Source organism: Methanosarcina sp. 1.H.A.2.2 (assembly GCF_000979975.1).
Classification (GTDB): Archaea; Halobacteriota; Methanosarcinia; order Methanosarcinales; family Methanosarcinaceae; genus Methanosarcina.
The window spans coordinates 61,455-87,976 of the sequence record NZ_JJQL01000089.1; the positions used below are offsets into that span (position 1 = coordinate 61,455).

Annotated in this window: 24 protein-coding genes and 1 pseudogene; 14 read left to right on the plus strand and 11 right to left on the minus strand. The window is 40.9% G+C overall.

The window, feature by feature from the left end; genetic code table 11:
* Positions 1-8: 8 nt before the first annotated feature.
* The 7 genes from EO93_RS14245 to EO93_RS18315 all read right to left on the minus strand — a co-directional run bounded on the left by EO93_RS14245 (position 9) and on the right by EO93_RS18315 (position 5,042).
* Positions 9-809, minus strand: a complete 801-nt coding sequence (locus EO93_RS14245) for an ATPase domain-containing protein (RefSeq protein WP_235284282.1) — start codon at positions 807-809, stop codon at positions 9-11.
* 106 nt (positions 810-915) lie between these two features.
* The gene (locus tag EO93_RS14250; RefSeq protein ID WP_048163214.1) at positions 916-1,428 is read right to left on the minus strand and encodes a hypothetical protein; all 513 of its coding nucleotides are present in this window, start codon (positions 1,426-1,428) and stop codon (positions 916-918) included.
* 2 nt (positions 1,429-1,430) lie between these two features.
* Positions 1,431-1,913 carry a hypothetical protein gene (locus EO93_RS14255; protein WP_048163216.1) on the minus strand — a complete coding sequence of 161 codons (483 nt, stop codon included), beginning with the start codon at positions 1,911-1,913 and terminating at the stop codon, positions 1,431-1,433.
* A gap of 65 nt (positions 1,914-1,978) precedes the next feature.
* Positions 1,979-2,785 (minus strand): hypothetical protein, encoded by an 807-nt coding sequence (locus EO93_RS14260; protein WP_048163217.1) that lies wholly within the window; start codon positions 2,783-2,785, stop codon positions 1,979-1,981.
* Positions 2,786-2,865: 80 nt separating this feature from the next.
* The gene (locus EO93_RS14265) at positions 2,866-3,453 is read right to left on the minus strand and encodes an archaellin/type IV pilin N-terminal domain-containing protein (protein ID WP_235284283.1); all 588 of its coding nucleotides are present in this window, start codon (positions 3,451-3,453) and stop codon (positions 2,866-2,868) included.
* A gap of 695 nt (positions 3,454-4,148) precedes the next feature.
* On the minus strand, positions 4,149-4,739 hold the full coding sequence (locus tag EO93_RS18310) for a transposase (RefSeq protein ID WP_048163219.1): 591 nt from the start codon (positions 4,737-4,739) through the stop codon (positions 4,149-4,151).
* Positions 4,740-4,826: 87 nt separating this feature from the next.
* Complete coding sequence (locus EO93_RS18315) at positions 4,827-5,042, minus strand: hypothetical protein (RefSeq protein WP_048163220.1); 216 nt, start codon at positions 5,040-5,042, stop codon at positions 4,827-4,829.
* 998 nt (positions 5,043-6,040) lie between these two features.
* On the opposite strand from EO93_RS18315, the gene EO93_RS18695 reads away from it, so the two are divergent.
* Positions 6,041-6,310, plus strand: coding sequence for an MEDS domain-containing protein (locus EO93_RS18695; RefSeq protein WP_082107669.1), 270 nt, complete (start codon positions 6,041-6,043; stop codon positions 6,308-6,310).
* A 24-nt stretch (positions 6,311-6,334) separates the two neighbouring features.
* On the plus strand, positions 6,335-9,289 hold the full coding sequence (locus EO93_RS14280) for a PAS domain S-box protein (protein WP_052735471.1): 2,955 nt from the start codon (positions 6,335-6,337) through the stop codon (positions 9,287-9,289).
* 39 nt (positions 9,290-9,328) lie between these two features.
* Here EO93_RS14280 and EO93_RS18700 read toward each other — a convergent pair.
* A pseudogene (locus EO93_RS18700) lies at positions 9,329-9,499 on the minus strand (ISAzo13 family transposase); the annotation flags it as partial.
* Between the two features lie 391 nt (positions 9,500-9,890).
* On the minus strand, positions 9,891-10,490 hold the full coding sequence (locus EO93_RS14285) for a hypothetical protein (protein ID WP_052735472.1): 600 nt from the start codon (positions 10,488-10,490) through the stop codon (positions 9,891-9,893).
* A gap of 592 nt (positions 10,491-11,082) precedes the next feature.
* On the opposite strand from EO93_RS14285, the gene EO93_RS14290 reads away from it, so the two are divergent.
* Both EO93_RS14290 and hmgA read left to right on the plus strand, forming a co-directional pair.
* Complete coding sequence (locus EO93_RS14290) at positions 11,083-11,451, plus strand: DsrE family protein (RefSeq protein ID WP_048135337.1); 369 nt, start codon at positions 11,083-11,085, stop codon at positions 11,449-11,451.
* Between the two features lie 796 nt (positions 11,452-12,247).
* Complete coding sequence (gene hmgA, locus EO93_RS14295) at positions 12,248-13,504, plus strand: hydroxymethylglutaryl-CoA reductase (NADPH) (protein ID WP_048163221.1); 1,257 nt, start codon at positions 12,248-12,250, stop codon at positions 13,502-13,504.
* Between the two features lie 601 nt (positions 13,505-14,105).
* Here the strand turns inward: hmgA and EO93_RS14300 are convergent.
* Positions 14,106-14,372, minus strand: a complete 267-nt coding sequence (locus tag EO93_RS14300) for a hypothetical protein (protein WP_048163222.1) — start codon at positions 14,370-14,372, stop codon at positions 14,106-14,108.
* 652 nt (positions 14,373-15,024) lie between these two features.
* On the opposite strand from EO93_RS14300, the gene EO93_RS14305 reads away from it, so the two are divergent.
* The 10 genes from EO93_RS14305 to EO93_RS14350 all read left to right on the plus strand — a co-directional run bounded on the left by EO93_RS14305 (position 15,025) and on the right by EO93_RS14350 (position 26,117).
* Positions 15,025-16,749 (plus strand): 2-oxoacid:acceptor oxidoreductase subunit alpha, encoded by a 1,725-nt coding sequence (locus EO93_RS14305; RefSeq protein ID WP_048163223.1) that lies wholly within the window; start codon positions 15,025-15,027, stop codon positions 16,747-16,749.
* Complete coding sequence (locus tag EO93_RS14310) at positions 16,736-17,587, plus strand: 2-oxoacid:ferredoxin oxidoreductase subunit beta (RefSeq protein ID WP_048163224.1); 852 nt, start codon at positions 16,736-16,738, stop codon at positions 17,585-17,587. The genes EO93_RS14305 and EO93_RS14310 overlap by 14 nt, the downstream gene beginning before the upstream one ends.
* Before the next feature lie 437 nt (positions 17,588-18,024).
* Positions 18,025-18,624, plus strand: a complete 600-nt coding sequence (locus EO93_RS14315) for an archaellin/type IV pilin N-terminal domain-containing protein (protein WP_052735473.1) — start codon at positions 18,025-18,027, stop codon at positions 18,622-18,624.
* Between the two features lie 82 nt (positions 18,625-18,706).
* A complete protein-coding gene (locus EO93_RS14320) occupies positions 18,707-19,414 on the plus strand; it encodes a hypothetical protein (protein WP_156161340.1) in 708 nt (235 codons plus the stop codon).
* Positions 19,415-19,693: 279 nt separating this feature from the next.
* Positions 19,694-20,185 (plus strand): hypothetical protein, encoded by a 492-nt coding sequence (locus tag EO93_RS14325; RefSeq protein ID WP_048163226.1) that lies wholly within the window; start codon positions 19,694-19,696, stop codon positions 20,183-20,185.
* Between the two features lie 2 nt (positions 20,186-20,187).
* A complete protein-coding gene (locus tag EO93_RS14330; RefSeq protein WP_048163227.1) occupies positions 20,188-20,709 on the plus strand; it encodes a hypothetical protein in 522 nt (173 codons plus the stop codon).
* Positions 20,710-20,861: 152 nt separating this feature from the next.
* Positions 20,862-21,650, plus strand: a complete 789-nt coding sequence (locus tag EO93_RS14335) for an ATPase domain-containing protein (protein ID WP_048136425.1) — start codon at positions 20,862-20,864, stop codon at positions 21,648-21,650.
* Between the two features lie 85 nt (positions 21,651-21,735).
* Positions 21,736-23,580, plus strand: coding sequence for a type II/IV secretion system ATPase subunit (locus tag EO93_RS14340; protein ID WP_048163229.1), 1,845 nt, complete (start codon positions 21,736-21,738; stop codon positions 23,578-23,580).
* Positions 23,577-25,139 carry an archaellar assembly protein FlaJ gene (gene flaJ / locus EO93_RS14345; protein WP_048163230.1) on the plus strand — a complete coding sequence of 521 codons (1,563 nt, stop codon included), beginning with the start codon at positions 23,577-23,579 and terminating at the stop codon, positions 25,137-25,139. The genes EO93_RS14340 and flaJ overlap by 4 nt, the downstream gene beginning before the upstream one ends.
* A 105-nt stretch (positions 25,140-25,244) precedes the next feature.
* Positions 25,245-26,117 (plus strand): hypothetical protein, encoded by an 873-nt coding sequence (locus EO93_RS14350; protein ID WP_048163232.1) that lies wholly within the window; start codon positions 25,245-25,247, stop codon positions 26,115-26,117.
* A 176-nt stretch (positions 26,118-26,293) separates the two neighbouring features.
* Here EO93_RS14350 and EO93_RS14355 read toward each other — a convergent pair whose 3' ends face one another.
* The gene (locus EO93_RS14355; protein ID WP_235283375.1) at positions 26,294-26,521 is read right to left on the minus strand and encodes a hypothetical protein; all 228 of its coding nucleotides are present in this window, start codon (positions 26,519-26,521) and stop codon (positions 26,294-26,296) included.
* Position 26,522: the final 1 nt, after the last annotated feature.

The window sequence follows — 26,522 nt, forward strand, 5'->3', positions numbered from 1 at the left end:
CACTTGCCTCAGGCTTTTGCTCGTGAAACAGGGATAATCCTGAGGCCAAACCCGGGTTCGACATCAAAACTGATTATATTTCCTGTAGTCTTCTGGGCGCCTCTGATCTTTGCGACTTCCATCGTTTTGACAAGCTGGTCTCCCACCTGCTCGATTTTCAGGTGGAGATGGGTGTCACAGATCGAACGGATCCGGATCATGAGCATTTCCGAAAAAGCATAACTGTGCACGGTGATCAGGATCGTTTTTCCTTCATCGCTCAGTTTTTTGCATTCTGCGAAGAAGTTCAGGATTTCATGTTCTGTGGAGTTGACTACAAAAACAGTAAGAGAGTCAATAATGATTATGTCTTCTTTGCGGCTGGAAAGGCTTCTAAGCATCAACTTAAGCATGTTTTCAGCTGCCTCCCCTTTTGATTCTATAAGTTTTTCATGGATAGGAAAAATCGTTGAATTTCCGATAATAAAATAGTCAGAAATGTCAAGGGAAAGGCTCTCCATCTGTTTTAAGAGGCTTTGTATAGTGTTTTCTGTTGTGAAGGTGAGCACTGTTCTGTTTTGCTGCATGGCTCCCCACATGATCTGCTGGACCAGCACTGACTTCCCACTGTCATTTACCCCTTCCAGCAGGCAGAGGGAACCTGCAGGAATTCCACCGCCCATTTTTCGGTCTATTTCAGAGTTTCCAGAGGATATGATCTTTTTCTGTAAACGAGTTTTTTCGGTTCGTTTTTTTTCTTCGGCCATGTATTTGTTTGCGTCCTCTGTGTTCGCAACTTCTGGCACATCTATATCTGGAACTGTACTCATCCCTGCAATTCTCCGTTTTCTTTACACTGTTCATTTTTCCAATAATGCCGTGCCCCACTGAATCACCATTTCCGATACTGCGGGGAAAATCTACCTTACTCTGGAATTACCCGTCAAAATATTTCGATGTGCTGACCCCATTCGGAGTTGTGACCTGAAGCCAGTTGTTCTGGCTCCCTGTTTTCACGGGCCTGCTCACTTTTATCCATATGCTAAGTTTTTCATCCGGGTCAAGCACCCCGGGATTTATATTGTCCGGGCTTATCCCCGCTACTGTCCATTCATCATCACTCGGGGAGGATTCAGTATACTGTAGCCTGCCCGGAAGCTCCAGGATGCCGGAGGGACTGTAGTAGCGGACAAATACGTCCATGCTCGGATAATCCCTGAGTTTTTCGTGCCCGGTATTCTCAAGGGTCACGTAAATGTTTACACCATCGGGGACAACATCGACGATCCCAATTTCGGTTCTCAGAAATCCGGCTTTTTCGTTTTGAATGTCCCGGGTTGAGGTCGTTAAAGTATCAGCCGTATAAAAAGCCCCTATTACAAAGATATAAGAGGCGACCATTATACCAGCAACTGCAACGAGCGCGGCAATGATATTTCCGAACCCCATCATCACACCGTGAAATAGTCATCAGTTGAGATGCCATTATACGATATAAACTTGACAAAATATTCCGATCCTGACGAAAGTGGGACATGCACCGTGATCCTGAGGGTCTCACCTATGTCCCACGTACTGTCATCCCCGGTTTCGAGCGTGTAGGTCCAGGTATTGGAAGCACCTGTGGCATTGTAAGGCACTCGCAGGAAATTTCCATTTTCCCCAAAGAAGAGGTCCGAGTTCATGATCTGGGATTCAAAAATCCTGTTTGTTCCGACACTCTTCACCCAAATGTATACTTCGGAGTCACCGGAGTTATACTCTTCATGAATTATCTTGACTTCTGTTTTTATCCTGTCACTGAGCGCATCCGTAGAGCTTATCACCGGGGTGCTTGAACCCAGGATAGGAGGAAATACTGCTGCAACGAACGCCGTAGCACATATAACAGAAGCTATAGTAATTATGGCAGCGCTGATTGTCTCCCCGCTCATGCCCCCTTCCTCTGTGCATATTCAGGGTCTTTCTCATTTCTGTTGTTTTCCCATGGCATCATGTCCTAGCCGCGGGACAAAACTTTCCCGGAAAAAAAGGCTTCTTCGCCTTTACTTTCAACTTTTCTCCAGGGCATTCCCTCGTAGATAAAATGCATGAGCTGGGGGTCAAATTTCCCTGGATTCAGGATCGTGTTCAACTGAGCCAGTGCGGTGATGTAATCCTTCATAGAGGTCCTGTATTCGTGCTCAGGATCTTCGTCCGAGAGTTTGACAATTTTCAGGACAACGTCTTTAATTCTTTCTTGAAGATGGCCAGTAAGCTCATAGAATTCCAGGGCCTCTTTCAATTTTTCCCTCTCTATGGTCCTGAGTGTATAATCAGTCCACCTCATCAGTTCAATCAGCGTAAAGAGATCAATTTTTTCTAGAGAAGCTGTTGCCGGAGAAAAAGTTTCAGGGGGATTTTCGGGACTTATCTGAACCTTTTTTTCCGGAGATGCAACCGGGGACAGACCCGCATATTTTCTTAACAGGACCATAAGATCCGGGTTTCCTTCAAGCTCTGCGGAGTTCGCTTTGGGACCTTCAGGACCCTGGCCCTGGGATAATCCGGGACTGCAGCCAGGCAGGGGAGTATCTGCCCTGTTATCTTTGGAAGTAATTTCCTCTTTTTCTTCAGCGACCAGGGATTCTGCTCTGACCGGGACTACTTCAGAGGATCTACTGAGCAGTGCAGAAGCATTCCCCGTATAAAACGGATTCTCGGAATTGTTCATCATCTCCCTGAGATCCAAGAGTAGCTTTTTAATCTCGCCCTTCACAATTCTGAACTCAGACTCCAGAGATATTATTTTTTTCTCAAGCTCCATACTCACCACTTCAAAAAAGGATAAAATGAATACCTGCAGAAGAAATTAACTGCAGGTGAAAAATTATAATTATTAATTATTCAGTTCAGCAGCATGACTGCGTCAACCTGAGGGGGAATTGTCCTTGTGATAGGAAGAGTTGCCCCTACAGAGGGTTTTATTTGAAGGTTAAATTCCTTGTTTGATGCATCCGAACTATTGATATTTGATCCAGTCGGAACGTCGATTGTTAGTTCTACTTTCTCAAACTCTTCTAACAGAGCATCAGTGTCGGAGTTTCCAATGAAAGAAGATTGCCAAGTGGTGTTCGCTGTGTAGAGTGCACTGTCCTGATAAGAGATCACCATTTTGTTAGCAGAGGAATTGAGCCCAATGTCGACAGGGGTACCACCTGCAGTCAACTGAAGGGTTACAAGAATCTGCGTGACATTCGCACCACTAGTTCCCTTGGCAACTACATCACCACAGAGTTCTACGGAAGAAGTTGCCTGCTTCACACCTGTGTGAATTGTCTCTTTTGCAGTGTCAGACGTGAAAAAGCCAGCCCCGAGGACCACATATGAAAAAACTGCCGCGACCACAACGAAAGCAGTTAACACGATTGCGGCTTCCAGACCGGTGAACGCGTTCTCATCTTTTTTGAATAAGGTTAAAATTTTATTTTTCAAGATAACCACCTTTTCAAGTATAGAGAAGATCAAATCCTTTTTAGTAACTATTCAGATACCAAATAATCAGTATCAATAATAGGAAGGAGTTTGAATCGTCACTTATTTTATTTATTTAATAACTATATATGAAATATCTTATTAATATATTAAACTTAGCATAGAAGTTTAAAAATATTTGATAGTTGAAATGTAGCTACTAATACAGTTTTAACGGTATAATAATATATTAATAATCTAATTCAATAATATATTAACAATCAAATTCTCTTCTAATGCAAAGATAAAATTTTAAGTGAAACACATATAAAACAGATTTATTTTTTTAAGTTTTGAACTGAGATATTATATTGCAATATTATTTTAACAGTCATGTGAATTTATTAGTCGTCCGGAATTTCCAGATTGATGTGTTATCAAACTCCCGAAGACCAGATAGTTGAATGAACTAAGAAAAATCCAAATTTGGAAAAGAGTCTTTTTAATTTTTTCTGGTTTTTCTTCAATTTCAAAAATAATCATAAAATTTCATCCGAATTTGAGTAAACCAATCTACACATCTTGGAAAAGTTGATCCATTCAGATGCACAGTTTTAAACATTTTTCAATTATGGACTGATTATTGTGGGATTTTTCAATAGCTACGACTAGAAGACTTCAAGTTTAGGTTCTAAGTTTCCATTTTTCCTTTACTTTTATCCATATTGGAATCTTGCCCTCATTAAGGGTGAGAATCCTTTCCATTTACCAGTACTGAAACACCGTTTGTTGAAATAAGTAAATAAATTATAACAAAAATTAGTTAGGCCACTATCGGTTTTAAATGATCTTGCTTTGTCTACGATATCACATATCAAAGAAAATATCTGTTCCATTGTATTATCCGTCTCAGGTGTAAAACCTTTTTTCAAGAAGCTTACATTCTTCTTGAAAATCTCTTCTGCATAAGAAATCGCTTTATGAGACGCTTCTGAAAGTTCCAGATTAGAGTCAAATTCTCGTATCTTTTGAATATATGCAACAGCACTGATGGTCGTATCAGAACGGATCAACTGACAGATCTCATTGTACACAACCCTGTCATTATCTGAGATCTCTTCAATAGAGTTGAATTCCTCATAATATCTCTTGCTAACGTTTTTTAATTGATGAAACACGCAAAAAGAATGAGCCACTTCAGGGAACACCCTCTTTACGGCTCCAATGATTGCTTTGTCCTCATCAGAAACAATCTTTTGTATTTTGCCTTCGGGAAATCGATTCTTTATTCGTATGAAAAGAGGCATTAGAGCTTCAATTGTTGGTAATCTGTCAGTTACCTCAAAATCTAAAATTACCTTTTCTTCGGTAGCAACAACGTAAACAGATTAATATCACATCTTCTTCCATTCTTTCTTTGAAATCTCTCTTCCCAATAGATTTTCAAACTTTTTTTTCCAGCCTTTTTTGATCCAATCTCCATCAACATACAATGTTTCGCGAAAGGCAACTTTTTGATCCAAAAGTTCTTGCTTTGAAAGTTCTGCTAGTTTTTGTTCATATAACCATAGTGAAGTTGCACAAGGAGCTCTTCCACAGAAGGCTATCAAGCCTTATGTATATGTTTCTCCAATTCTTCGAGAATTGTGTAGACTACATCGTCCATCATATCTAACATTCATTTGTTTATCTGAATATTCAGAACTGTAATTCGCAGAACCAGGAACGCCAATAATCTGATCATGAAAAGGTTTCTTACAAGCAGGACAAAACCAGTATCTAACATTGCGAGCTATAGTGCCGTAACTTGATAGAATAAAGCGAGTGTAGTGAGAGTTCACATGTAATTTACTGCCACAATCATTACAATGAGTAGGAGAACATATGGAGAACATAGGATAGTATCGATTTTCAACCAAAACATTTGGTAAAGGAATTATTATTTTCCCGTCAACCACCGTTTTTATCATTGACTTGTCTATTACGATGTTACCTTTTCCCATTCACAAATGTATTATCTCAATATAATTAAAATTTTATTGTTTTTCATGATGAGAGAAGAAAACAAGAAGACCAGAAAATAATAAAAAGTCTCACAATTCTTGTGATAAAACTTTTAGATCGAAGTCTTTAGATATCGAATATTGATTTTGATTAAAGACCGGATTTTTCTTGCAAGACCGGATTTTTCTTGCGAATTCAGAATTTCAATCAAGAAATGCAAAAATCACTAGATTTTGGAACAGAGTTTATATAATATAGATGATACTAGAAGAAATAGATCATCTAAAATATGGATGATACTATAAGAGATATACCATCTGAAAATACATTATATATTAGAGCCTGTCTAAATTGGCTCTTCGCTGTTTTGTATGGGCTGAAAAAATTTATTAGTTAGAAGTTTATCCAGCTAAAAAGAGAAACATTGAGCTTGATTTTGATTCTTGACAACAGGTGCTTCTGAATTTTATGCATGTTATTTCCATATTTAGGAAATGGATGAAATTACCCACTCGAAACAGCGAAGAGCCGAAAAATTCAACTAAAAATATAATAAATTTGTCTCATTATTTTTTTCCATCAGTCTTCAAGATAAGTGCAGTAGATGCGAACCATAGGAGGATTTGATATTCTTAGGGAAAACACGAATCCAAATCTCGATTTTTTATTGAGTATCCCAACCTGTCGACACCTCATTTCCATATATAACGATGTGGAAGAGCAGACCGAACTACTCACTTCTTATTTTAAAACGGGTATTGGCAAAAATGAGTACTGCTTATGGATTGCATCTGATGCATCAACTGCTGAAAAGGTAAATAAGGAACTTGTTAACACCGGAATCAATGTTAACTCCCGAATACGGTCAACCTAGCTTGAAGTAATACAGGAAGGCGGCATGCAGGAAGAAGAGCTGTCTCCTTCGGGAGTTGCACGATTCCTGAAGAAGAAATATGATCAGGTACTTTCAAAAGGGTTTCCCGGGCTTCGGGTAAGCCTCGATCTCAAGATTAGCAAAGGGTCCGCACTTTCAAGCATTGAAAATTACGAGAAAGTTCTCAATGACATTATTCCTGGAATAAATATAACTGCTTTGCTTTGCCTTCCTTTTCAAAATTTATCTCTTCAGGAAACGTTCGACCTGACAAGCAGCCGGGAAGATACTATAATCAAAATAGATGGGAAATGGACGTCCCCTAAAAAGCCTGCAAATGGGAAGTTATGCAATCCTTCAGGGGACCTTGCCAAATTTATGAATACGGACAAAGAACTTGAATCAATTTACCAGAACAGCCCTGTAATTGCTTTTATATGGAGAGCAGATAAAGGTTTTTCTGTTGAATGTGTGTCAAAAAATATTATCCTGTTGGGGTACACTCCAGAAGATTTTACCTCTGGAAAGTTTCGATTTGAGGACATCATACATCCTGATGACCTTGGAGATTTACTCAAACCATTTTTAACACACAATGGAAAAAAGGATCCTTATTTTCAGAGGGAGTACCGAATCCTGGCCAGATCCGGAGATGTAAGATGGGTTGATGAAAGATCCCTGATCAAACGCATTGAAGATGGTAAAATAACTCATTATCAGGGTATAATAGTTGATATTACCAGCCAGAAAAAAGCACATGAAGCCCTACAAAATTCAGAACAAAAGTTTCGAAATATCTTTGACAACACTAATGATGCGATCCTTATCTATGACATGAGGGGTAGGATTCTGGAGGTAAATCGGGTTACCTGTGAACTCATGGATTATAGCCGGGATAAAATCCTCCAAATGTCAATTATGGACCTGAATGTCCCAGGCACCACACCAGAGATAACAGATCAGATAAACAAGCTGCGGCAATCGGGACATGCTGCATTTGAGATTGGATCTCTTCGAAGGGACGGCTCAATTGTTCCTTTAGAAGTCAGCAACCGTATAATTGAATATGAAGGCAAACAAGCTGTGCTTTCAATTGGCAGGGATATCAAAGAGCGCAAAAAAGCAGAGCAGGCTTTGCACGATTCCGATAAGAAATATCGGATGCTTTTTGAGGGGTCCCCTGTTGGAATTATTCACTTTGACCAGAACGGGGTCATTACTCACTGCAACGAAAGTTTCGCAGTCATTGTAGGGGGCAGAAAAACAGACATAATTGGCTTGAATTTCAGGAAGGCTTTAAAGAATGACAAAATGAAAAAAGCTCTTGAATCGGCCCTTTCCAGGGAATCAGGCTATTATGAGGGTGACTATTGTTCCGTTACGGGCAATAAAGCCATAACAGTTAAAGTAAATTATAGTCCTCTGATCTCGGATGAAGGCGCCCTGCTGGGCGGCATTGGGATTTTCGAAGATATCACCGAACGCAAGAAAGCAGAAGAAGCCTGGAAGGCCTCGGAAAAAAAGTACTCAACCCTTGTCGAAAAGGGAAGTGACGGAATTCTTATTGTCCAGGACCAGCGGATAAAGTTTGCAAATCAAAAAATGCTTGAAATGGCAGGCTACTCTGAAAAAGAAGCAATTGGAGAGCCCTTTACAAAATTTATAGCTGGAGAGTACAGGGACATATTACTTGAGAGATGTGAAAAGAGATTTAAAAAGGATCCGACTCTTTCCCAGAGATATGAACTGGAATTCTTAACGAAAAATAAGAGAAGGATCCAGGTTGAACTAAATCCTTCTCTCATAGAATATGAAGAAAAGCCTGCCTTGATGGCTATTGTTCGGGATATCACTGACCGTAAACGTGTAGAGGCCCTGCAGCAGGAAAAAACACGTTTCCTGCAAAACCTTGTTAATTCTATCCCTGCGCCGGTTTACTATAAAAACAAAAAAGGATTTTATGTGGGCTGTAACAGAGCTTTTGAAAAATTCATGGGAATGGGAAAAAAGGATATTGTCGGAAAGCCAGGTTACGATTTTATTCCGAAACAGGAAACTGACGTGCATTATCCATCAGATCTGGAATTGATTGACAAAAAAGGCAACCTGATCTATGAAATCCCTCTTGGGGCAGCGGATAGTAGAATACACCACATGATTTTGCACAAAGTAGTATTCAGCGGCTTATCTGAAGAAGATTCGGTATTACTTGGAGTTATGTGGGATATCACTGAATATAAGCAGTTAGAAAAAAACCTCCTCAAAGCAAAAGAGGACGCTGAAGCTGCCAGCCGTGCCAAGAGCGAATTCATAGCCAACACGAGCCATGAACTACGTACCCCACTGAATGCCATCATAGGCTTTTCGGATCTCCTGCTTGAAGAGGTCTTCGGAGCTATCAATCCGACGCAAAAAAAGTACGTCAATAACGTTTCAAAAAGTGGAAAACATCTCCTGGAGATTGTTAACAATTTACTGGACCTCTCAATAATTGAGTGTGGGGAACTCAAACTTCAATACGAAGCCGTATCCGTCAACATAATTGTTGAGGAAGTAAAAGTAGCGTTATCTTCCATCACTTCAGGAAAAAATATAAGCATAGAGTTCAACCTTGACTCCAGGTTGAAATACATATTGGCAGACAGGGGCCGGATCATACAAATCCTGTACAACCTCCTGAACAATGCCGTTAAATTTACCCCCGCAGGTGGACTTGTAACCGTCAAGACCCGCAAACTAAAGGGTATGACAGAGATCAGTGTCAAAGATACCGGAATTGGCATATCCAAAGAGCATCTGGAGAAAATCTTCCAGCCTTTTATACAGATTGATTCATCCACATCCAGGAAATATGAAGGCGCAGGCATTGGACTTTCCATCGTCAAGAAGTTTGTGGAACTCCACGGCGGGGAAATCCGGGTGGAATCCGAACCTGGAAAAGGGAGCACATTTACGTTTACCCTTCCCTGCCAAACATAATGTACTTCTTTCTCTATCTTTAGCATATCTATGAACTTGCTATCTTTGTGTTCTGATTCCCAGGGTGATGTATCCTTCGTTACGTTTCAGGTCGTATATGCCATGTGGAATTACAACACCATTTGAAAATGTATTGAAGTCGTGGTCATATACCTTTACTGCCTGGGTACAATATCCTTTGCCATCACGGTAGAAATTGCCTATGAATTCTTTTTTTTCACATCTGAGCTTATGCCATTTTCTTTAAAATTACTTATTTTTCAATAATATTCACTAATAAGTCTTATTTTGTCAAAAATTTATTTTTAATCAACTTTTAGTCTATTTAAAGCTATAATATTTCATTATTTCTAATTATATTTGTTTTTATTTCTTAAATAATTGAATAATGGGTTTATAGATTTTTAATATTTTCTGAGAAATAATACACGGATCAATTTATAAGTTAAAATTCAAATTCTATCATATGTTTTTTACTAAATATCTTATTTATTATGTATTTTAGTGAAATTATACTTAATAATTCGTGGAGTAGTGTTTTTTAAAGGCTCTAAACGTAATTTTTAGACTAAATAAGCATTTATGTGTCATTTTTTGGGTTTTAAAGCATTTTTGAAGTTTTTGGCATAAGCTCATCTATATTGATAATCGGATTTTCGTTTTCAGAGTACTCTTCTTTCAACTCGTTAATCCTCTCAAATTGCTCATTTCTGTCTTCACAATCTTTCATTGCAACGGTTTTTTGCATTTTTCTCTTTACAAAACCATGTTTCTTCAAAAGCTGCTTTACTACATGAGGTGTTACATTCATACCCCTCAATTTAAAAGCATTTGAAATTTCTTTGTGATTCAGGTTTGTCCATTTGATTTTTTCATCCACAGGACTTCCAGCAGTATGGTCTTTTAAGACCTCAAAGAAAATTTCATCGATATTTTCCACAGTGTCGATGATTTTCTTTTTGCCCCCTCCAGGCTTTCGAATCCTGTCCTCTGGTGTTTCTGTACCATTAGTGAGTTCAGCAATTCCAGCCATGACAGTCTGAAAATGGCAGCTCAGCACATTACTTATGTAGTTTTGTCCCCCATGACCTAATTTCATTGCTTCTATAGCTGCATATCTTCTTCTGTCTTTCTCGTTCAATGAATCATAAAATGCTTTCATTTGCTTTTCAATTTCTTCCGAATATTTTGTGCGCAGCATCAAATTCAATTTCCGTTTTCATTTGTAATCGAGTTGAACCAGAATTATATATTGGGAATAAAAATACTCGGTATTATATATTTATTATTCCTAACGTCATGAAGTGTCCCCTCAATCTTGCCTGGGGATGCCTTCCAAAAATAAAAAAAGAGTGCTTTTCAGATAGCCTTAATTCGGTTTTATACACTTAAGATTCTTTCTGTTGTTTTTACTTTTCGAGCCAGGAATTGATTTCCTGCCATAAAAGCATCAACCATGTAAGGTAGACAACCAGCTTGCATTAAAACTTGATAACTTCAGCCAAATGGAATTTCAAAAAACTCGGGCTCTATAATCGGCCTTTTACATTATAAATTTTTTGAGGGGATCGGATTTAGATCTTATTATAGTTAAAAAGTAACTGCATGCTTCCAAGCTGCGATAGAATTATCTAAATAATTTACAGGTCTAAAGATCCTGTCATTTTCCGAAGGGATGAACAAAATTATTTAAATAAAGTAAAAAAATGTGTATACCCTTGTTTTCAATGTGAAACTTTATATACATCCAGGTAATCTGTTTCAGAAAAGTATTGTTCAGACCTGGGGTTCTTATGACAAAAGTCGAAAAGGTATTACTGCTACTCAAAAATATGGTGTACGAAAGCACCAGCCCGCAGGAAACTCTCAAGTTCGCGAAGTATTATAGAAGTAAAGGGCTCGACGTTCTGGTAATTCTGTGGGGACCTATGGGAGTATTGCTTGCAAAGAAAGATAAAACAAGAGGGTCACCCAAGTACGATGCCTCTGTTCAGGAATGCATCGAGATGGGAGTAGAATTCCGATGCTGTCAGCTTGCCTCAGATATGATCGGCCTTAAGAAGGAAGAATTGATCCCGGGAATTGAGTTTATTTGCTCAAAAGACGTGGCTGAACTTTTTCTGACGTACAGCGAGGAAAACCAGCTGATTATAAACTTCTGAATCTGGCAGTTTAGTCGAAAATCAACTTTAAAGAATGGTTAAAATTCCTTTAAAATATATTTTAAAATAATTATCTAAAGTTGTATTTTGATAACTGTCTTTTTAGATCACCTTTTTAGATCACCTTTTTAGATCACCTTTTTAGAAATATTTTAAAATTTGATTAAAAACTATTGTTCCATTGTAATGAGATTTCTCTCAACGATCTAATTCTCGAATGTCCTGATCTTTGAGTGATCCACCGTTGAACAATTTAGCACTTTATCTCGGACCTCTCATTCAATATTATTTATACTATATTGGCTATTTTTTCATTAATTTTAAGGAATTTTATCTTCAGTTCGTACCGGGATCCTTTATAGGATGCTTTATAGATGTTTTATAGATGCTTTATAGGATGCTTTATAGATGCTTTATAGGATGCTTTATATTAACCTGCAATATTCCGAAGATTTTATGCTTGAGATTACCGAGTGAACTACCATGTCAGGTACAGATTCTACAAATAATAACTGACAGGAAAAAATAATTATTAAGCTATTTTTGTAAACGGCTGCTACAAAACAGACAAGAATTTTTATGCTTTCCAATATATCTTGATTGACTTTGTGAGGTAGTCTGAAAACTACTTTTGAGGAATGAATTATATGCTAATATGCAGATATTTAAGGTAAAAATGGACCTTAATACAAAGGCCATATTCAAACGAGCAAAACATTCGAATTAGCGTATCTTACTGTAACACTATAAAATATTAATATTAAGTAAGAAAATAAAAATATCAACTGGTGGTTTCATGTTTTTAAAAGATTATGAACTTAGTGAGGAAGAAAAGCTTCTTTTACAGAAGGTTCTCGACGGAGATATAGCCTTTCGTAAGATTGAAGAGTTTGCAGACCCGTTAACAGCCGTAAAAATCCGGAGACTTGCCATTCAGGAGTACGCAAAACTCGAATTTGAACACATCCAGAACTTCTCTTTAGACGTGGAAACTGTAACAAAGAAGAATATTGAAAACATGATAGGGGTAGTTCAGATTCCTCTTGGGGTTGCCGGACTTCTGAAGGTAAACGGAGAATATGCGGACGCTGAATACTATATACCTCTGGCTACAACGGAAGGTGCCCTTGTTGCCAGTGTAAACCGCGGCTGTTCAGCCATCACAAAGTCAGGTGGGGCAAATGTCAGAGTTTTTGAAGATGAAATGACCAGGGCACCAGTCTTTAAGCTTGAGAGCCTCGACAGAACCAAAAAATTTTATGATTGGGTGAAGCGTCCTGAAATTTTTGAGCAGATGAAAGAAGTTGCTGAAAAGACGACCAGATTTGGAAAACTGCTCTCTGTAAAGCCCTTCGTGACCGGAACGTATGTTTATCTCAGGTTTTCCTATGACACAAAAGATGCAATGGGCATGAATATGGCAACCATAGCCACAGATGCGGTGATGCACCTCATAGAAGACGAGTTTGGCGCACATCCTGTTACCCTTTCGGGAAATATGTGCACTGACAAAAAACCTGCATCCATAAGTACCATTCTTGGGAGAGGAAAGACTGTAGTTGCCGAAGTAACCATTCCTGAAGAGGTAGTCGAAAAAACCCTCAAGTGTACTCCAGACTCAATGTTTGAAGTAAATTACAGTAAAAACCTGCTTGGTTCGGCAAGAGCAGGAGCCATGGGATTTAATGCCCATGCTGCAAACATTATCGCTGCCGTTTACCTTGCCTGCGGGCAGGATGCGGCCCATGTTGTCGAAGGCAGCACCGCAATTACGAGTATGGAACTTACAAAATATGGGGAGATTCACTGTTCAGTCACCCTGCCAGCCCTTCCTGTAGGTACAGTCGGAGGAGGCACTGGCCTTGGAACCCAGAGAGATTGCCTGAACATACTTGGCGTGGCAGGAGCAGGAGATGTCCCCGGGATAAATTCCAGAAAGTTTGCAGAGATTGTAGCCTCTGCCGTACTTGCAGGAGAAATTTCCCTTATAGGAGCACAGGCTGCCGGACACCTCGCCCGCGCACATGCCCAGCTCGGTCGTGGAAAATTCTAAAGCTGCGAAATGAAAGATACAGAGAAAAACTTAGTCCGATAGGGAAAACTTAGTCCGATCCGCTCGGAAAAATAAAAACATACTCTGACTCTGCACTAAAGCAAGAAATCCCCTTCCTTAATGAAAGCAGCAGGGAGGGGAGTTACATTTTTCGTTTTGCTTACCGCTTTAGAGATTCAGGTTACTTCTTAAGGTCTTCAGGCTACTTTTCAAAACTCAGGTGACCTTTTAAGTAATTCAGGTCACGATTAAGCATTTCAACTATTTTTGGTTAAAGAGTTATTTCCGAAATATTATACTTTAGAATATTATTAAATTTTTATTCAAAGTAGAAATGCTTATCATGATGTGAATTTATAAACTTGATACGGAGGCAGGCATGAGCAATCCAGTGGATATTCTGGCCTGTGCGGTCACTTCAATAATTTGTTTTTTTATATTATACACTGTACTTCAGTCGGATATACTTATACTGGGGATTGTTTTGATAGGCTGTATTCTTTTGGGGAAGCTACTTTACCTGTTTTAAAAAATTGAATATCTGAGTTTTTCCAGCCGGGACAATTACCGTATTTTCATCTTTTATTCACTTTTGTGTATCTCACTCCTGTCGATTATCTCCACCAATCTCATTTTCATCGACCTTTGCCCCGGGCAGTTCTCTCCCGATTACTTCATCTTCACTTTCCTCTTCGTTTTCAATAACATAATCACTCATCGTGAGAAAAACGATCCCAATAGTCACTGTAACCAGGCCCAGGATTTTGTGAACCGTAAACAAAACAGCTCCCAGGAAGATCAGGGGAAACCCCAGTAAAACGCCCCTACCTTTAATAAAAAAATTTTTTACTGCCTCTATAATTGCCATTTTAACTGATTCTCCTTGCAAACCGCCTTACCTGTACTTTCTTCTTTACATCCCGGAGTTCACGAATAATTTTGCGTCACAGTTCCAGAAGAGTATCGGTTCTTTCCTTATTTCCCCAATGTATGACTGTCCCTGTACTGTCCCTATACTGTCCCTGTACTATCCCTGTACTGTCCCTGTACTGTCCCTATACTGTCCCTATACTGTCCCTCTGGATATGTGAACTTCTTCCAGGTACTTGAAATCACTTTTTACTTAGCAGTATATCACATCTTTTTAGTATTGACTTTTTCCATATTAGATCAGGCGTGGAGGCAAGAGTATAGCAGAGTATATAAGGTTTAATTATAATACAACCTTAGGGGACTGAGAAAAGAAAAGATAAGGAATAGCCGGATAGAATTAAAGTGTTAGAATTTATTATTTTGTATAAGTTTTCGAATAATATACAAGCCTTGTTCCGGCGTGATCTATTTAAAATATTTAGTCAGTATTTTAGTCAGTATAAACCTGAGATAATAATAGATAACAAACTGAGTTGTTTAAATTGAAAATTCTCAATACCTACTTAAATTAAGGAACGCTGAGCTTTCAAACTGTAAATCTGTCCGGACAGATACAAAAAAGGAAAGAAATTAAGGGGGTTTAATTTCTGGACTATACACTTCGAGTAGGAGGAGAAGCCGGGCAGGGGCTACAAACGATAGGAGGAGCCCTTGCAAAGATCTTTTCCAGAACAGGATACCAGGTATTCACGCACCAGGACTATATGTCCAGGATCCGCGGCGGGCACAACTTTTACCAGATCCGTTTTTCCGACCAGGAGGTATCAGCCTCCAGGGATATGGTCGATATTCTTCTCGCCCTTGACCTGAACACGATCGAAATTCACAAAAAAAGCGTAAGGGACGATGGTTTTATCCTTTATGACTCCAGGACTATCAAGAAGAAATTTGAAGGGCCTGAGTTTATAGACGTTCCCTTCAAAAAAATCGCCCTTGAGGTCGGAAAAAGCAGTATCATGGCAAATACCGTAGCAATCGGGGCAGTGCTTGGCCTGCTGGACCTCGGGCTCAAGACCCTGACAGAAATCCTGAAAAGCACTTTCAAGAAAAAAGGAGAAGAGGTAATTGAGAAAAACGTAGCCTGTGCCGAGGCAGGGTACAATTACGTCATCTCAAACTGTTCCCGCTGCGAGACCGTTAAAATCCGGGAGCCGGAAGAAAAAAAACTTCTGCTTATAGACGGACTTCAGGCAATCGGGATGGGAGCTCTCATATCCGGCTGCAAATTTTATTCTGCATATCCCATGACGCCTTCAACAGGGATTCTGAATTACCTTGCCTCAAAAGCAGAAGAATATGGCCTTGTTGTAGAACAGGCTGAAGACGAAATTGCAGCCATTAACATGGCAATAGGAGCCTCTTTTGCAGGCGTGAGGGCAATGACCGGAAGTTCGGGAGGAGGGTTTGCCCTTATGGGAGAAGGCCTCTCCCTGGCAGGGATAACCGAAACCCCGATTGTGATCGCCGAAGTGCAGCGTCCGGGGCCAGCTACGGGTTTACCCACACGCACCGAACAGGCGGATCTGCTTTTCATTTTGTACGCAGGGCACGGAGAGTTTCCAAGGGTAATCTTTGAGCCGGGGACCCCAAAACAGGCTTTTTACCTCACTAACAGGGCTTTTGAACTTGCAGAGAAGTACCAGATCCCCGTATTTATCCAGTCCGACCAGTACCTGGGGGATTCCGAGTGGACCTTTGAAAACTTCGATTTCGAGCACTTGATCTACAATGATTATCGTTTGAGGGAAAAAGACCTGGAAGAGGTAGAGGAGTACAAACGCTACAAATACTCGGATACGGGGATTTCCCTACTTGCAGTTCCCGGAGAATCTGGAGAGCACCTTGTCGTAGCTGACAGCGACGAACATGATGAAGAAGGGCACATTATAGAGAACGCCGAAACCCGCATCAAAATGACCCGGAAAAGACTGCAAAAAAAACTGCCGCTTATAAAATCAGAAATCGAAGCTCCGTTGCTGTACGGAGACCCTTCTCCTGAAATAGTGCTTCTGGGACATGGCTCGACTTACGGTGTGATTAAAGAGATGGTGGATATCCTCTCAAAAGACAGGAAGATTGCCATGATGCATTTCAGCCAGGTCTACCCACTCCCCGAACGGGACAGATTCGATTACATTGAGCTTCTCGAAAATGCAAAGCTTGCCATCTCCATAGAAAATAATGCCACGGGCCAGTTTGCAAAGCTTATAAGAGCCGAAACGGGATTTGAATTTACCCATCAGATCTTAAAGTTCGATGGAAGGCCGTTTACCATTGAGAACCTGAAGGAGGAAGTAGATGCCTACCTCTGAAGATTATGAAGGCCAGGTCCCTGCCTGGTGTCCCGGATGTGGAAACTTCCAGATTCTCTCAACCCTCAAGCAGGCACTTGTTGAACTTGGGATCGAACCGTGGGAAGTCCTGCTGGTTTCGGGAATAGGCCAGAGTGGAAAACTGCCCCACTACATGAAGTGCCACACCTTCAACGGGCTGCACGGAAGGACCCTGCCTGTTGTCACGGCTGCAAAACTTGCCAACTATTCCCTGCACGTGATTGCAGTTGCCGGGGACGGAGACTGTTACGGGGAAGGAGGAAACCATTTCCTTCATGCTATCCGCAAAAACCCGAATATCACCCTTTTAGTGCACGACAACCAGATCTATGGGCTTACCAAAGGGCAGGCCTCGCCTACAACAGCCAGGGGAACTCACACAAAAATCCAGCCTTACGGGGTCCCTGCTGAGCCCCTGAACCCTCTTGCTATGGCAATCTCCCTTGACTGCAGCTTTGTAGCCAGAGGTTTTGCAGGAGACCGGGAGCACTTAAAAGAGCTGATGAAAGCTGCCATAACACACAAAGGCTTTTCTCTGCTTGATATTCTTCAGCCCTGTGTCACTTTTAATAAAGTGAATACCTTCAAGTGGTACCGGGACAGAGTTTACAAACTCGAAGATAACTATGACCCTTACAACCGCATAAAAGCTTTCGAAAGGTCTCTTGAATGGGGAGACAAAATCCCTAACGGCATATTTTACAAAAACGATAAGAAAACACTGGAAGAAATGGTGCCGACAATTCATAAAGAGCCCCTTGTGAGGCAAAAGTTTTCAATCGAAGACGTGAAGCGCGAGATTGAGAAATTTTATTAAAAAACCTCACTTACTTTCTTTTTAGGATATAAAATCAGTATGAGATTCTTTACATCAAATCATTTAAACTCAGTCTGGGAATCTTTCGATTAAGTATTGAAACTCAGTCCGATATTCTAATTTTTACCTCAAAATACTCTGCCCGAATATCTGTGATTCTCTAAATAACCTCAAAAATTTAAATAGACACTAATATAAAAACTGTATAATTTATTGGCAAAAGTTAATAAATTAGAAGGGGAATAGTATCTGTTGTAAAATTATAAGTATGTGTATGGGGGGTCAGTTAACTGGGAACCATAAGTATCAGCTCCTGAGCAGATAGCTACTATAACAAATTACAATAAGAAATGTAGAATATCGGGCGCTGGGGAATGGAGCCTTTTGACTTTTCTATATACTTTTCATAGGGAAATAAAGTATGGAGTGAAAACAGAATGAAAGGGATTTTTAGCATATTCAGGAAAGATGAGAAAGCCTTTACAGGGCTGGAATCCGCAATAGTGCTGACCGCTTTCGTAGTGGTGGCAGCAGTATTCTCCTATGTAGTTCTTGGGGCCGGGTTTACCACCTCCGATACCGCCAAGAAAACCATTGACGAGGGTGTCAAACAGACTACTTCTTCCGTTGAGCTTGCAGGCGATGTGATCGCAAAAGGTAGTATTACTGCCCCTGGGGCGGTAGAAAACCTAACTGTTACCCTTCAACTCACAGCAGGCCAGTCCCCGGTGGATATAGGAGCAACCAATACTTCAGGATTGATGATTGTATCCTACACTGACAACGCGACCTATGTTCCGGACGTAAGTTGGACATCGACCTTCATCGGGGCAAGCGACGGAGATAATTTGCTGGAACATCACGAAAAAGTGCAACTCACCATCATTGTCCCAGAAGGCTCAATGCTGAACGGGGGAACTGCAACTCAAGTGGTTAACAGAGAGTTCAGGATTGAACTGAAACCGAGTGTCGGTGCAATCGTGCCTGTCACCAGAATTACGCCTCCACAGATAGATGCTGTAATGAACCTGAGGTAACCCCTAAATCTTTAGGGGATACTTCCCCTTCTTTTACTGTTACGAAAACGGGAAAATTTATCTTCGTTTTCAGGTGGTCAGTATGGAACTGGACAAAAGAGTAAACGAAATAGAAACCGAACTGAAAATAATGAAAGGGGAGATTAAGGAGTTACTCGTGGACATAAGGGACCTGGTGAATAAAAATGAAAATCCTTTCTGCAGCATCCCGAGCCTTGAAGCACTGAAGATTGAGGTGCCGGAAAAAGGGGAGGCAGTAGATAACCAGTTAACTGAGACTGGCAATGGAGAAAACGGACTCAAGCCCAATGAAGAAGTTTCGGATTTAGGGGATCAAAGTGTAAAAAACAATGAAAGCTTCTTGAAATCCGCCAGGTCCAGCCAGGAAAATCCTGTACAGAATATCCCGATAAAAGAAATGAACAGGCCTGAACCTGAAAAATTCAGAAAAATTGACACATTCATGCTTGTCGAGCTTATGCGGTGGGTGGATTATGCTGTCAGAACAATAGGACACAGCAACCTCGAAGGACTGCTGAACCTCTATGCTATTACCGGACAGCTCCCTGAAGAAACAAAAGGGATTATTGAAAACATTGCAAATCTTTCAATCGAAGAGCCCGCAGAAGAAGACAGGATTAGCATGAAGGACAACATCATGGTGCTTTCGCAGTTAAGCGCAATCCTGAGCCCGGAAGATTTCAGAAAGAATATTCCACCGCTTTATGAAACCTCCTCAGGCTGGAAAGAGAAAGAAAAAGAGAAGAAAGAAAGACTTGTCTTCAACTGAATTTGAAACTGAGAAGTTGAAACTAACTGCTTCCAGATAATCTGAAACAATATCACCTTCATTAACAGCATCATTTGACATCATTAACAGCATCATTTGACATCATTAACAGTATCATTTGACATCATTAACAGTATCATTTGACAGTATAACATTTGATGTAACTCAATATCATAATACATTAACCAGTTTGATAAACTGCTTAATTAGAAATCAACATCAAATAAACATCAATTTATCCGGTTTGAAAAAACTGGAAAGTAAAGCGGGGGTCGAAAAATGAGTGGGGAATCGATAAGCTCTGCGATTCTAACAATAGCATCCGTTATCTGTGCATTTGGGTTTGCTTCAGCCGTGTACCCCTCGGTCATCTCTGCAGGAGACCCGATAATGAGCCGTTCGGACTCTATGGGAGACCAGATCCTGACAGATATAGAAATCCTGCATGAAACAACTGGGGCTGAAGGTACCGAGATTCATGTATGGATAAAGAATGTGGGATGCAAGGAAATATCTTCAGGTATAATCCCCGATTCTGACCTCTTTTTTGGAGAGGCAGGAAACTTTGAGCGCATACCCTATGATGAAAACGGAAGTATGACTCCGGGGTGGAGCTACCTGATCGAACAGAATGGGGACGAGAACTGGGATAAAGGGGAGACTCTACGCATAAAAATTAAACCTGTAGATTTGCCTGTGAGCGGAAAGAAATACTTCATCAAGTTCAGTACATACAACGGGGTTTCCGAAGAGGCCTATTTCACGGTGTAATAATGGGGTTCGGGTCAATAATTGCAGCAATGATCTCGGTTGCAACCATCCTCCTGGCATCGTATGTCTGCTCGAAGGGAGGGTTCTACATGGCAGACGGACTCGCTAATTCAGTCATTGAGATGCAGGAAAATAAGAACGAGATGTTAAAAACAGAAATCGAGGTTACAGATGCCTCCATTGACACGGCAAATATTTCGGTCTTCCTGCAGAACACAGGCTCGACAAAACTCGGGGACTTCGCTTACATGGACGTGATCGTTACCTATCAAAATGAATCAGGTGACATGAAGACTGTCTGGATTCCCTACCAGGAAAGCGAAATTATTTCAGAGGACAGGTGGAAGTGGACAAAAATGGATATTGTTCCTGACCTGATAAACCCGGGAGTCTTTGACCCGGGAGAGAAAATGAAACTGCAGGTCAGGCTGGATCCCTCAGACCCACCTGGGAACTCCAGCGCAAACTGGCTTCTGGTAGCTGCCCCCAATGGGATAAAGGCTTCACGGTATTTCAGTGAGTAATATTTCAGTGGATAATATTCAGTGGATAATATTCAGTGGATAATTACGTATCAAGGAAGATCCTGATAAGCAAATAAACCGGAACAAATGGATCAGGATGCTACAAGAATTCAGGGATTTGTGGGGAAATCCCGGAGAAGGGGGGGAGAGAAATGGAAGGAAGTAAGGATGAGGGAGCACTGTTTGAAAAAGAGTCGCTCGATGAAGAAATATTCAGCGACCTGAAAGAGGAAGAAAAAGCATTACTGGAGTTCATATCTACCGGAAACATGGAAATCGACAGGAAACTGGAGGGAGGAGTTCCTGTAGGTTCACTTTGCCTTCTAGAAGGAGGAAACGATAGTGGGAAGTCTATTTTACTACAGCAAATAATGTGGGGAGCCCTGAACCAGGATAAAAGAGTTCTTGCTTTAACAACGGAAAAGACCTCAAAAGAACTTCTAAACCAGATGGAGAGCCTGAAGCTCGGGATTTCGGAATATTTCATAATAGGGAGATCAAAAATATTTGAGATTAATGCAAGCTATGTTGAGGAAAATCCCCAGTTGAGCGAGAGCCTGCTTCAGGTACTTCTGGAATGTATAAAAAAATGCGAAGAAGAACTGATCCTTATAGATTCCCTGACGATCTTTGCGGTGAACGCTTCGGAAAATGCAGTGTTAAACTTCTTTACTGAATGCGTAAAGCTGTGTGACAGGGGAAAGACCATTCTCATTAGTGTGCACGGGTATGCATTTTCCCAGGTGGTGCTTTACAGGCTAAGGTCAGTTTGCAGTGCCTGCCTTGAACTCAGGATAGAGCAGGTTGGGGACCAGAGAGTAAAAACTATGGAAATCCAGAAACTGAGGGGGGCCAGGAAAATTACCGGAAATATGGTGAGTTTTAATGTGGACAGTGAGTTTGGACTGAAGATCATTCCGGTTTCAAAGGTTAAAGCCTGAAAAAAGAAAAAGCCGGAAAGATGGCAATCAGAAAAAAAAGCCGGAAAGATGGCAATCGGAGAAAAAACCCGAATGAGGATTCAAGATGGAAGCTCTGCCTTTTGATCCGTTGCCTTCTCCGGAGAATGGGGGGCGTTCCAGAGAAGAGATGTACTCCAGCCTTTCTTTAGAAATGCAGGAGTTCGTTGGCAGAGAAGAAAACCATCATATCCTTGATTATGTCTGCAGGCTCCCGACGGAAGAAATAGGATTTCCGGAATTTTATCCAAGAATTTCGAGATCCATGAAAAGCATCAAACGCCCTAACCTGATCTATCCTACAGGAAAAGGGCTTGCCGTTCATATATATCCGGATAAAGAAGACGTAAGAAACTATTACATTCCCATAGAGCCCTGCCTTTTCCAGAAACTGGACAGCAAACTAGAGGAAGTTGAGAAGTTACTCATTGACGTGATATATGATCAGGATATCACCACAAAAGATCCTGAAGAAAAAAAGAAGCTCCTCGAGAAAGCTCTTGAAAAAATCTGTGAAGTAAGAGAGGATTTAAAGGAAAAATCGGGGGTAGAGGAAGGAAAAAGCAGGGGAAAGAAAAAAGTTTCAGATAAGGAAAAAACTTCCCTTAGAGAGGGGAATAACAGCGAAAAAAACGAAAAATCCGGAATTCTTGGAAACCTGAAGGAAGCCGGTAAAGCATTCAAGATAAGAAAACTGCAGAAAATTTCCTTAACACCCGAGGAATTCAGTGCAATCAAATACCTGATGCTAAGGGACAAGGTGGGGATGGGAGTGCTCGAACCTTTACTTCTCGACTCAAATATAGAAGACATCAGCTGCAGCGGGCTTGGCAGGATCTTTGTTGAGCATAAGGTGTTCTCATCTCTTAAAACAACAATCTCGTTTGAGGAAAACGAAGAACTCAATTCTTTTGTCATACAGATGTCCGAAAAAGTAGGAAAGCCAATTACCTACAGGGACCCGATAGTCGATACTGCTCTTCCGGACGGGTCAAGGATTAATATCGTGTTCGGAGAAGATGTGTCAAAGCAGGGGAGCAATTTTACCATCAGGAAATTTATGGGAACCCCTATTTCAATCCTCGAACTTATCGAGTTCGGGACAATTGACTACACAATGGCTGCATACATGTGGATGATGCTCAGGGCAGGAATGAACTGCTTCGTTTCAGGGGAAACAGCCTCCGGAAAGACCACAATGATGAATGCAGTGACTACTTTTCTTCCACCTGAGTCCAAAATCGTCTCTATTGAAGACACCCCGGAACTGCAGGTCCCCCATAAGAACTGGACCCGGGAGGTTACAAGGAGTACAAGGGAGGACAGCGGGTCTGATATCTCTATGTTTGACCTGTTAAAGGCAGCCCTGCGCCAGCGTCCGAATGAGATTATGATAGGAGAAATCCGTGGGGTTGAAGGAAATATCGCTTTTCAGGCAATGCAGACCGGACACCCTGTAATGTCCACGTTCCATGCAGCTTCAGTTGAGAAACTGATCCAGAGACTGACAGGCGACCCGATAAATGTCCCCAGAAATTATGTGGATAACCTGAATGTGGTTATTATCCAGAGTGCTGTAAACGTTCCGGGAAAAGGGCTTGGAAGGAGAATCCTGAGCATAAACGAAATCGTAGGCTACGATTCAGAGAGCCAGTCTTTTAATTTTATGGACATCTTCAAATGGGACCCTGTTACGGATACATTCAAGTTCACCGGAAAAAACAACTCTTATCTGCTGGAACATAGAATTGCCCCACGCATGGGGATTCCTGAAAACCAGGTTAGAAAAATTTATTCGGAACTTGACAGAAGGGCAAAAATACTCAGGAAGATCCACCAGGCAAAGATTACCAATTTTTACGACCTGTTCAACACCCTGATCCGGCTTGAGGAGGCGGGGCTAACATCATGACTTTCGTGCAGATAGTTCCGAACTTAAAACTGAATGCTGCAAAACAGGGAATGGAAGGATACTTTAACCTCGCCAGAAAACTGAAAAACACTAAAGTTGTTGATAGAGTCAATGATGATATGCTCTTTCTGCTAACATATATGGCTGCGATTTCAACTGCGGATATCGAAAGGAACAGGATCTTTGATTATGCAGGGCGACAGAAGGAATATGAAGCTTCGAAATACTTTAAACAGATCTATATCCTTGCCTCAAAATGGGGCTATGAGTATGCAAAAGCCTGCAAGTATATTTCTCAAAAATTGAAGGATGCCTACCTTTCAAAACTATTTGGCAGAATGGCAAATATCCTCTCTTCCGGAGAGCCTGAGAAAAACTTTCTGAAACAGGAGAAAATCACAAGGGAGGAGATCTACTCTAATGAGTACGAGAGATGTGTTGAATCCCTGAAAAAATGGACTGACGGCTATACTGCCCTGATGGTATCCGTAAACCTCGTTGTTACCATAATCCTTGTTTCGGTCATGATCTATAATATAGCAAATATAGAAACAATTGCATTCCTGATTGTATTATTAACTCTTACCATATGCGGGCTTGCCCTTTACATTATATACAAGTCAGCTCCTGCCGAAAAAAAGGTACATGCCCTTGGCCGTAAATCAAAGGAACAGGAGCAAATCAGGTTTCTGAGCCGGGTTCTGCTCCCCCTCGGTGCGGTTTCTCTTATTGCTCTCATTTTGCTCGGGACAAGGCCGGAATTTATCCTGCTGGGAGTGACCTTCTTTACGCTTCCGATAGGCGTCCTTGCTATAATTGACGACCGGAAAATCAGTGAAAGAGACAGCAGTTTTCCTGCTTTTGTAAAAACGTTGGGGACCCTTGCAGGAACAACGGGAATCACTATAAGGAGTGCAATGGAAAACCTTGACATGGAAACTATCGGCTGTCTCAAGCCCGGAGTTGAAGAGCTGCACATGGGCCTTTCTATGGGGCTTAAGTCCAGGCTTTGCTGGGATAAATTCATAGGGGAAACAGGCTCCGAGCTGATCAACAGGTGCTCAAGGATCTTTACCGACGCAGTCGAACTGGGAGGAGATCCGGCTGAGATAGGGGACATAGTTTCAAGCTCAAGCCTGGCAATTGTCCTCCTGAGAATGAAACGGCAGCTGGTCAGTTCCGGCTTCAAGGGGCTTGCAATAATCCTGCATGCTGTAATGGTTGGGCTTCTGATCTTTGTACTGGAGATAATTTCCAAATTCAGTGGGCTCGTCTCCGAGATGAGTGAATCTTACATGTCCATGGAAGGGGGAATGAATGGGATGTCCGGAATAGGAATGAGCATGTTCAATGTAACCGAAAGTTTACCCATACTCTACAAATTAACTTTTTCCGTGATAATTATTCTTACGATTTCAAACACTCTCGTAGTAAAGATTGTGGAGGGCGGAGGAAATTATAAACTTTTTTTCTATGGGGGCCTGATGTCCGGAATTTCAGGGCTTTGTATGATTCTCATCCCTCCGGTCGTATCGAGGGTATTCACATTTGAGATATGAAAGATATTTTCAGTTGAAAAAGATGTTTTCAGTTGAGTCATAAAGAAAGGTGTCGGAAGAAAATTTTGAAACCAGAATAAATCAGGTTTTGTGGGAGGTAATTGGATGAACAGTTTAACAGATATAAAGATAGGCGGATTAAAGGGCCTGAGAGTGAGTAGCTTAAAGGATTTAATACTCAAGCCGAAAACAGCTGATGTAAATCTTGAAGATATGGAGGATTTGACAAAAAGTAGAGACCAGGTTAAGAAAAAAATAATAAAGCTAATAAAAGAAAAAAAAGAGATTGAAGCCCGCATTGATCTGATCCGGAAAGCAGAAAAAGAAAAAAACGAAGAAATACCGGAAATATCAGAATTTCCCTGGCGGGAAGAAATTTTCCCCCCGCTCCCCAGAAAAGTACGTGTAAAAACATCCGGCCCTCTGGAAGTCAAAAACGATTCTTTGAATGCGAAAGATGCCGGATTGACAGAGGTAAAAGTTAGTGGAATGGAGATAGAGGTTAAAGGAATAGACGAAAAATCTGATGATAAAAAACCTGAAGATAAAAAACCTGAAGGAAAAATATCTGAAGATATAATACCCAACACTCGCAAAAATATTAGAGAAAGTGATGCCGAAGAAGCAGACCCAAAAAGCGGAGCCGGAGAAAAAAAAGAGGGAAAGGCTTTTGTGGAGAATGCAGAAAAAATAAAAACCACAGATCTTTTCTCAATAGAGGAAGTGAACGAAAATAAAGTTTCCAGTGGGAATTCCGGCGAAAGTTCCATTGAGAAAAGCAAGCCTGAAAGTAAAAATGGCCCTACAGCCAGTCTTTTTGGAGATAGCCTGATTGAAGAGCTGCTGAATAGTGAGGACCTGAACCCTGAAGAAGAGCAGGGTTTTATGAAATATCTGGAAGAACAGGAAGTGGGAGAGCTAATTACGGATTTAAAAAATGTAAGGGCTCTCCTGGCCCGGGCAGAACATGCAGGGTAAATTAGTGAGAAAATATGGCCAGTAAGACAGAGACAAACTAAAGCCAGTAAGATAGAGACAGACTAAAGCCAATAAGACAGAGACAAAGTAAAAAGAAAAGAAAAGAAAAAAGGTGACAGGCACAAGCCCGACACATAAATAATTAAGAGTTAGTTATGGGCATTTATCCATTACAGTTATTTGTGGCTGTGGAGATGGAAAAGCCCTTCCCTTGCTTTGTCAAGGAGTTTATTTGCTTCCTCAACTTTGCTGGCAGCCTCAAGGATATCTTCAGAGGCTTCGAGAAAACCGTCTTTTTTGGCTTTCTGGGCCCATTCTCTAAAACTCTTTATATGGCTATCGTTATGCTCGATCCAGTGCTCAATCAAATGTGAAAGGTTATCGTGATTAAGTTCTTCTGTCATA

What these genes read in the sequence shown, in the direction of transcription:
- EO93_RS14355 (WP_235283375.1), bottom strand. Translation starts at nt 26,521, where the DNA reads ATGACAGAAGAACTTAATCACGATAACCTTTCACATTTGATTGAGCAC.
- EO93_RS14325 (WP_048163226.1), top strand. Translation starts at nt 19,694, where the DNA reads ATGAGTGGGGAATCGATAAGCTCTGCGATTCTAACAATAGCATCCGTT.
- EO93_RS14315 (WP_052735473.1), top strand. Translation starts at nt 18,025, where the DNA reads ATGAAAGGGATTTTTAGCATATTCAGGAAAGATGAGAAAGCCTTTACA.
- EO93_RS14290 (WP_048135337.1), top strand. Translation starts at nt 11,083, where the DNA reads ATGACAAAAGTCGAAAAGGTATTACTGCTACTCAAAAATATGGTGTAC.
- hmgA (WP_048163221.1), top strand. Translation starts at nt 12,248, where the DNA reads ATGTTTTTAAAAGATTATGAACTTAGTGAGGAAGAAAAGCTTCTTTTA.
- EO93_RS14340 (WP_048163229.1), top strand. Translation starts at nt 21,736, where the DNA reads ATGGAAGCTCTGCCTTTTGATCCGTTGCCTTCTCCGGAGAATGGGGGG.
- EO93_RS14260 (WP_048163217.1), bottom strand. Translation starts at nt 2,785, where the DNA reads ATGGAGCTTGAGAAAAAAATAATATCTCTGGAGTCTGAGTTCAGAATT.
- EO93_RS14285 (WP_052735472.1), bottom strand. Translation starts at nt 10,490, where the DNA reads ATGCTGCGCACAAAATATTCGGAAGAAATTGAAAAGCAAATGAAAGCA.
- EO93_RS14245 (WP_235284282.1), bottom strand. Translation starts at nt 809, where the DNA reads ATGAGTACAGTTCCAGATATAGATGTGCCAGAAGTTGCGAACACAGAG.
- EO93_RS18310 (WP_048163219.1), bottom strand. Translation starts at nt 4,739, where the DNA reads ATGCCTCTTTTCATACGAATAAAGAATCGATTTCCCGAAGGCAAAATA.
- flaJ (WP_048163230.1), top strand. Translation starts at nt 23,577, where the DNA reads ATGACTTTCGTGCAGATAGTTCCGAACTTAAAACTGAATGCTGCAAAA.
- EO93_RS18695 (WP_082107669.1), top strand. Translation starts at nt 6,041, where the DNA reads ATGCGAACCATAGGAGGATTTGATATTCTTAGGGAAAACACGAATCCA.
- EO93_RS14350 (WP_048163232.1), top strand. Translation starts at nt 25,245, where the DNA reads ATGAACAGTTTAACAGATATAAAGATAGGCGGATTAAAGGGCCTGAGA.
- EO93_RS14300 (WP_048163222.1), bottom strand. Translation starts at nt 14,372, where the DNA reads ATGGCAATTATAGAGGCAGTAAAAAATTTTTTTATTAAAGGTAGGGGC.
- EO93_RS14310 (WP_048163224.1), top strand. Translation starts at nt 16,736, where the DNA reads ATGCCTACCTCTGAAGATTATGAAGGCCAGGTCCCTGCCTGGTGTCCC.
- EO93_RS14280 (WP_052735471.1), top strand. Translation starts at nt 6,335, where the DNA reads ATGCAGGAAGAAGAGCTGTCTCCTTCGGGAGTTGCACGATTCCTGAAG.
- EO93_RS14255 (WP_048163216.1), bottom strand. Translation starts at nt 1,913, where the DNA reads ATGAGCGGGGAGACAATCAGCGCTGCCATAATTACTATAGCTTCTGTT.
- EO93_RS14250 (WP_048163214.1), bottom strand. Translation starts at nt 1,428, where the DNA reads ATGGGGTTCGGAAATATCATTGCCGCGCTCGTTGCAGTTGCTGGTATA.
- EO93_RS14335 (WP_048136425.1), top strand. Translation starts at nt 20,862, where the DNA reads ATGGAAGGAAGTAAGGATGAGGGAGCACTGTTTGAAAAAGAGTCGCTC.
- EO93_RS14330 (WP_048163227.1), top strand. Translation starts at nt 20,188, where the DNA reads ATGGGGTTCGGGTCAATAATTGCAGCAATGATCTCGGTTGCAACCATC.
- EO93_RS14320 (WP_156161340.1), top strand. Translation starts at nt 18,707, where the DNA reads ATGGAACTGGACAAAAGAGTAAACGAAATAGAAACCGAACTGAAAATA.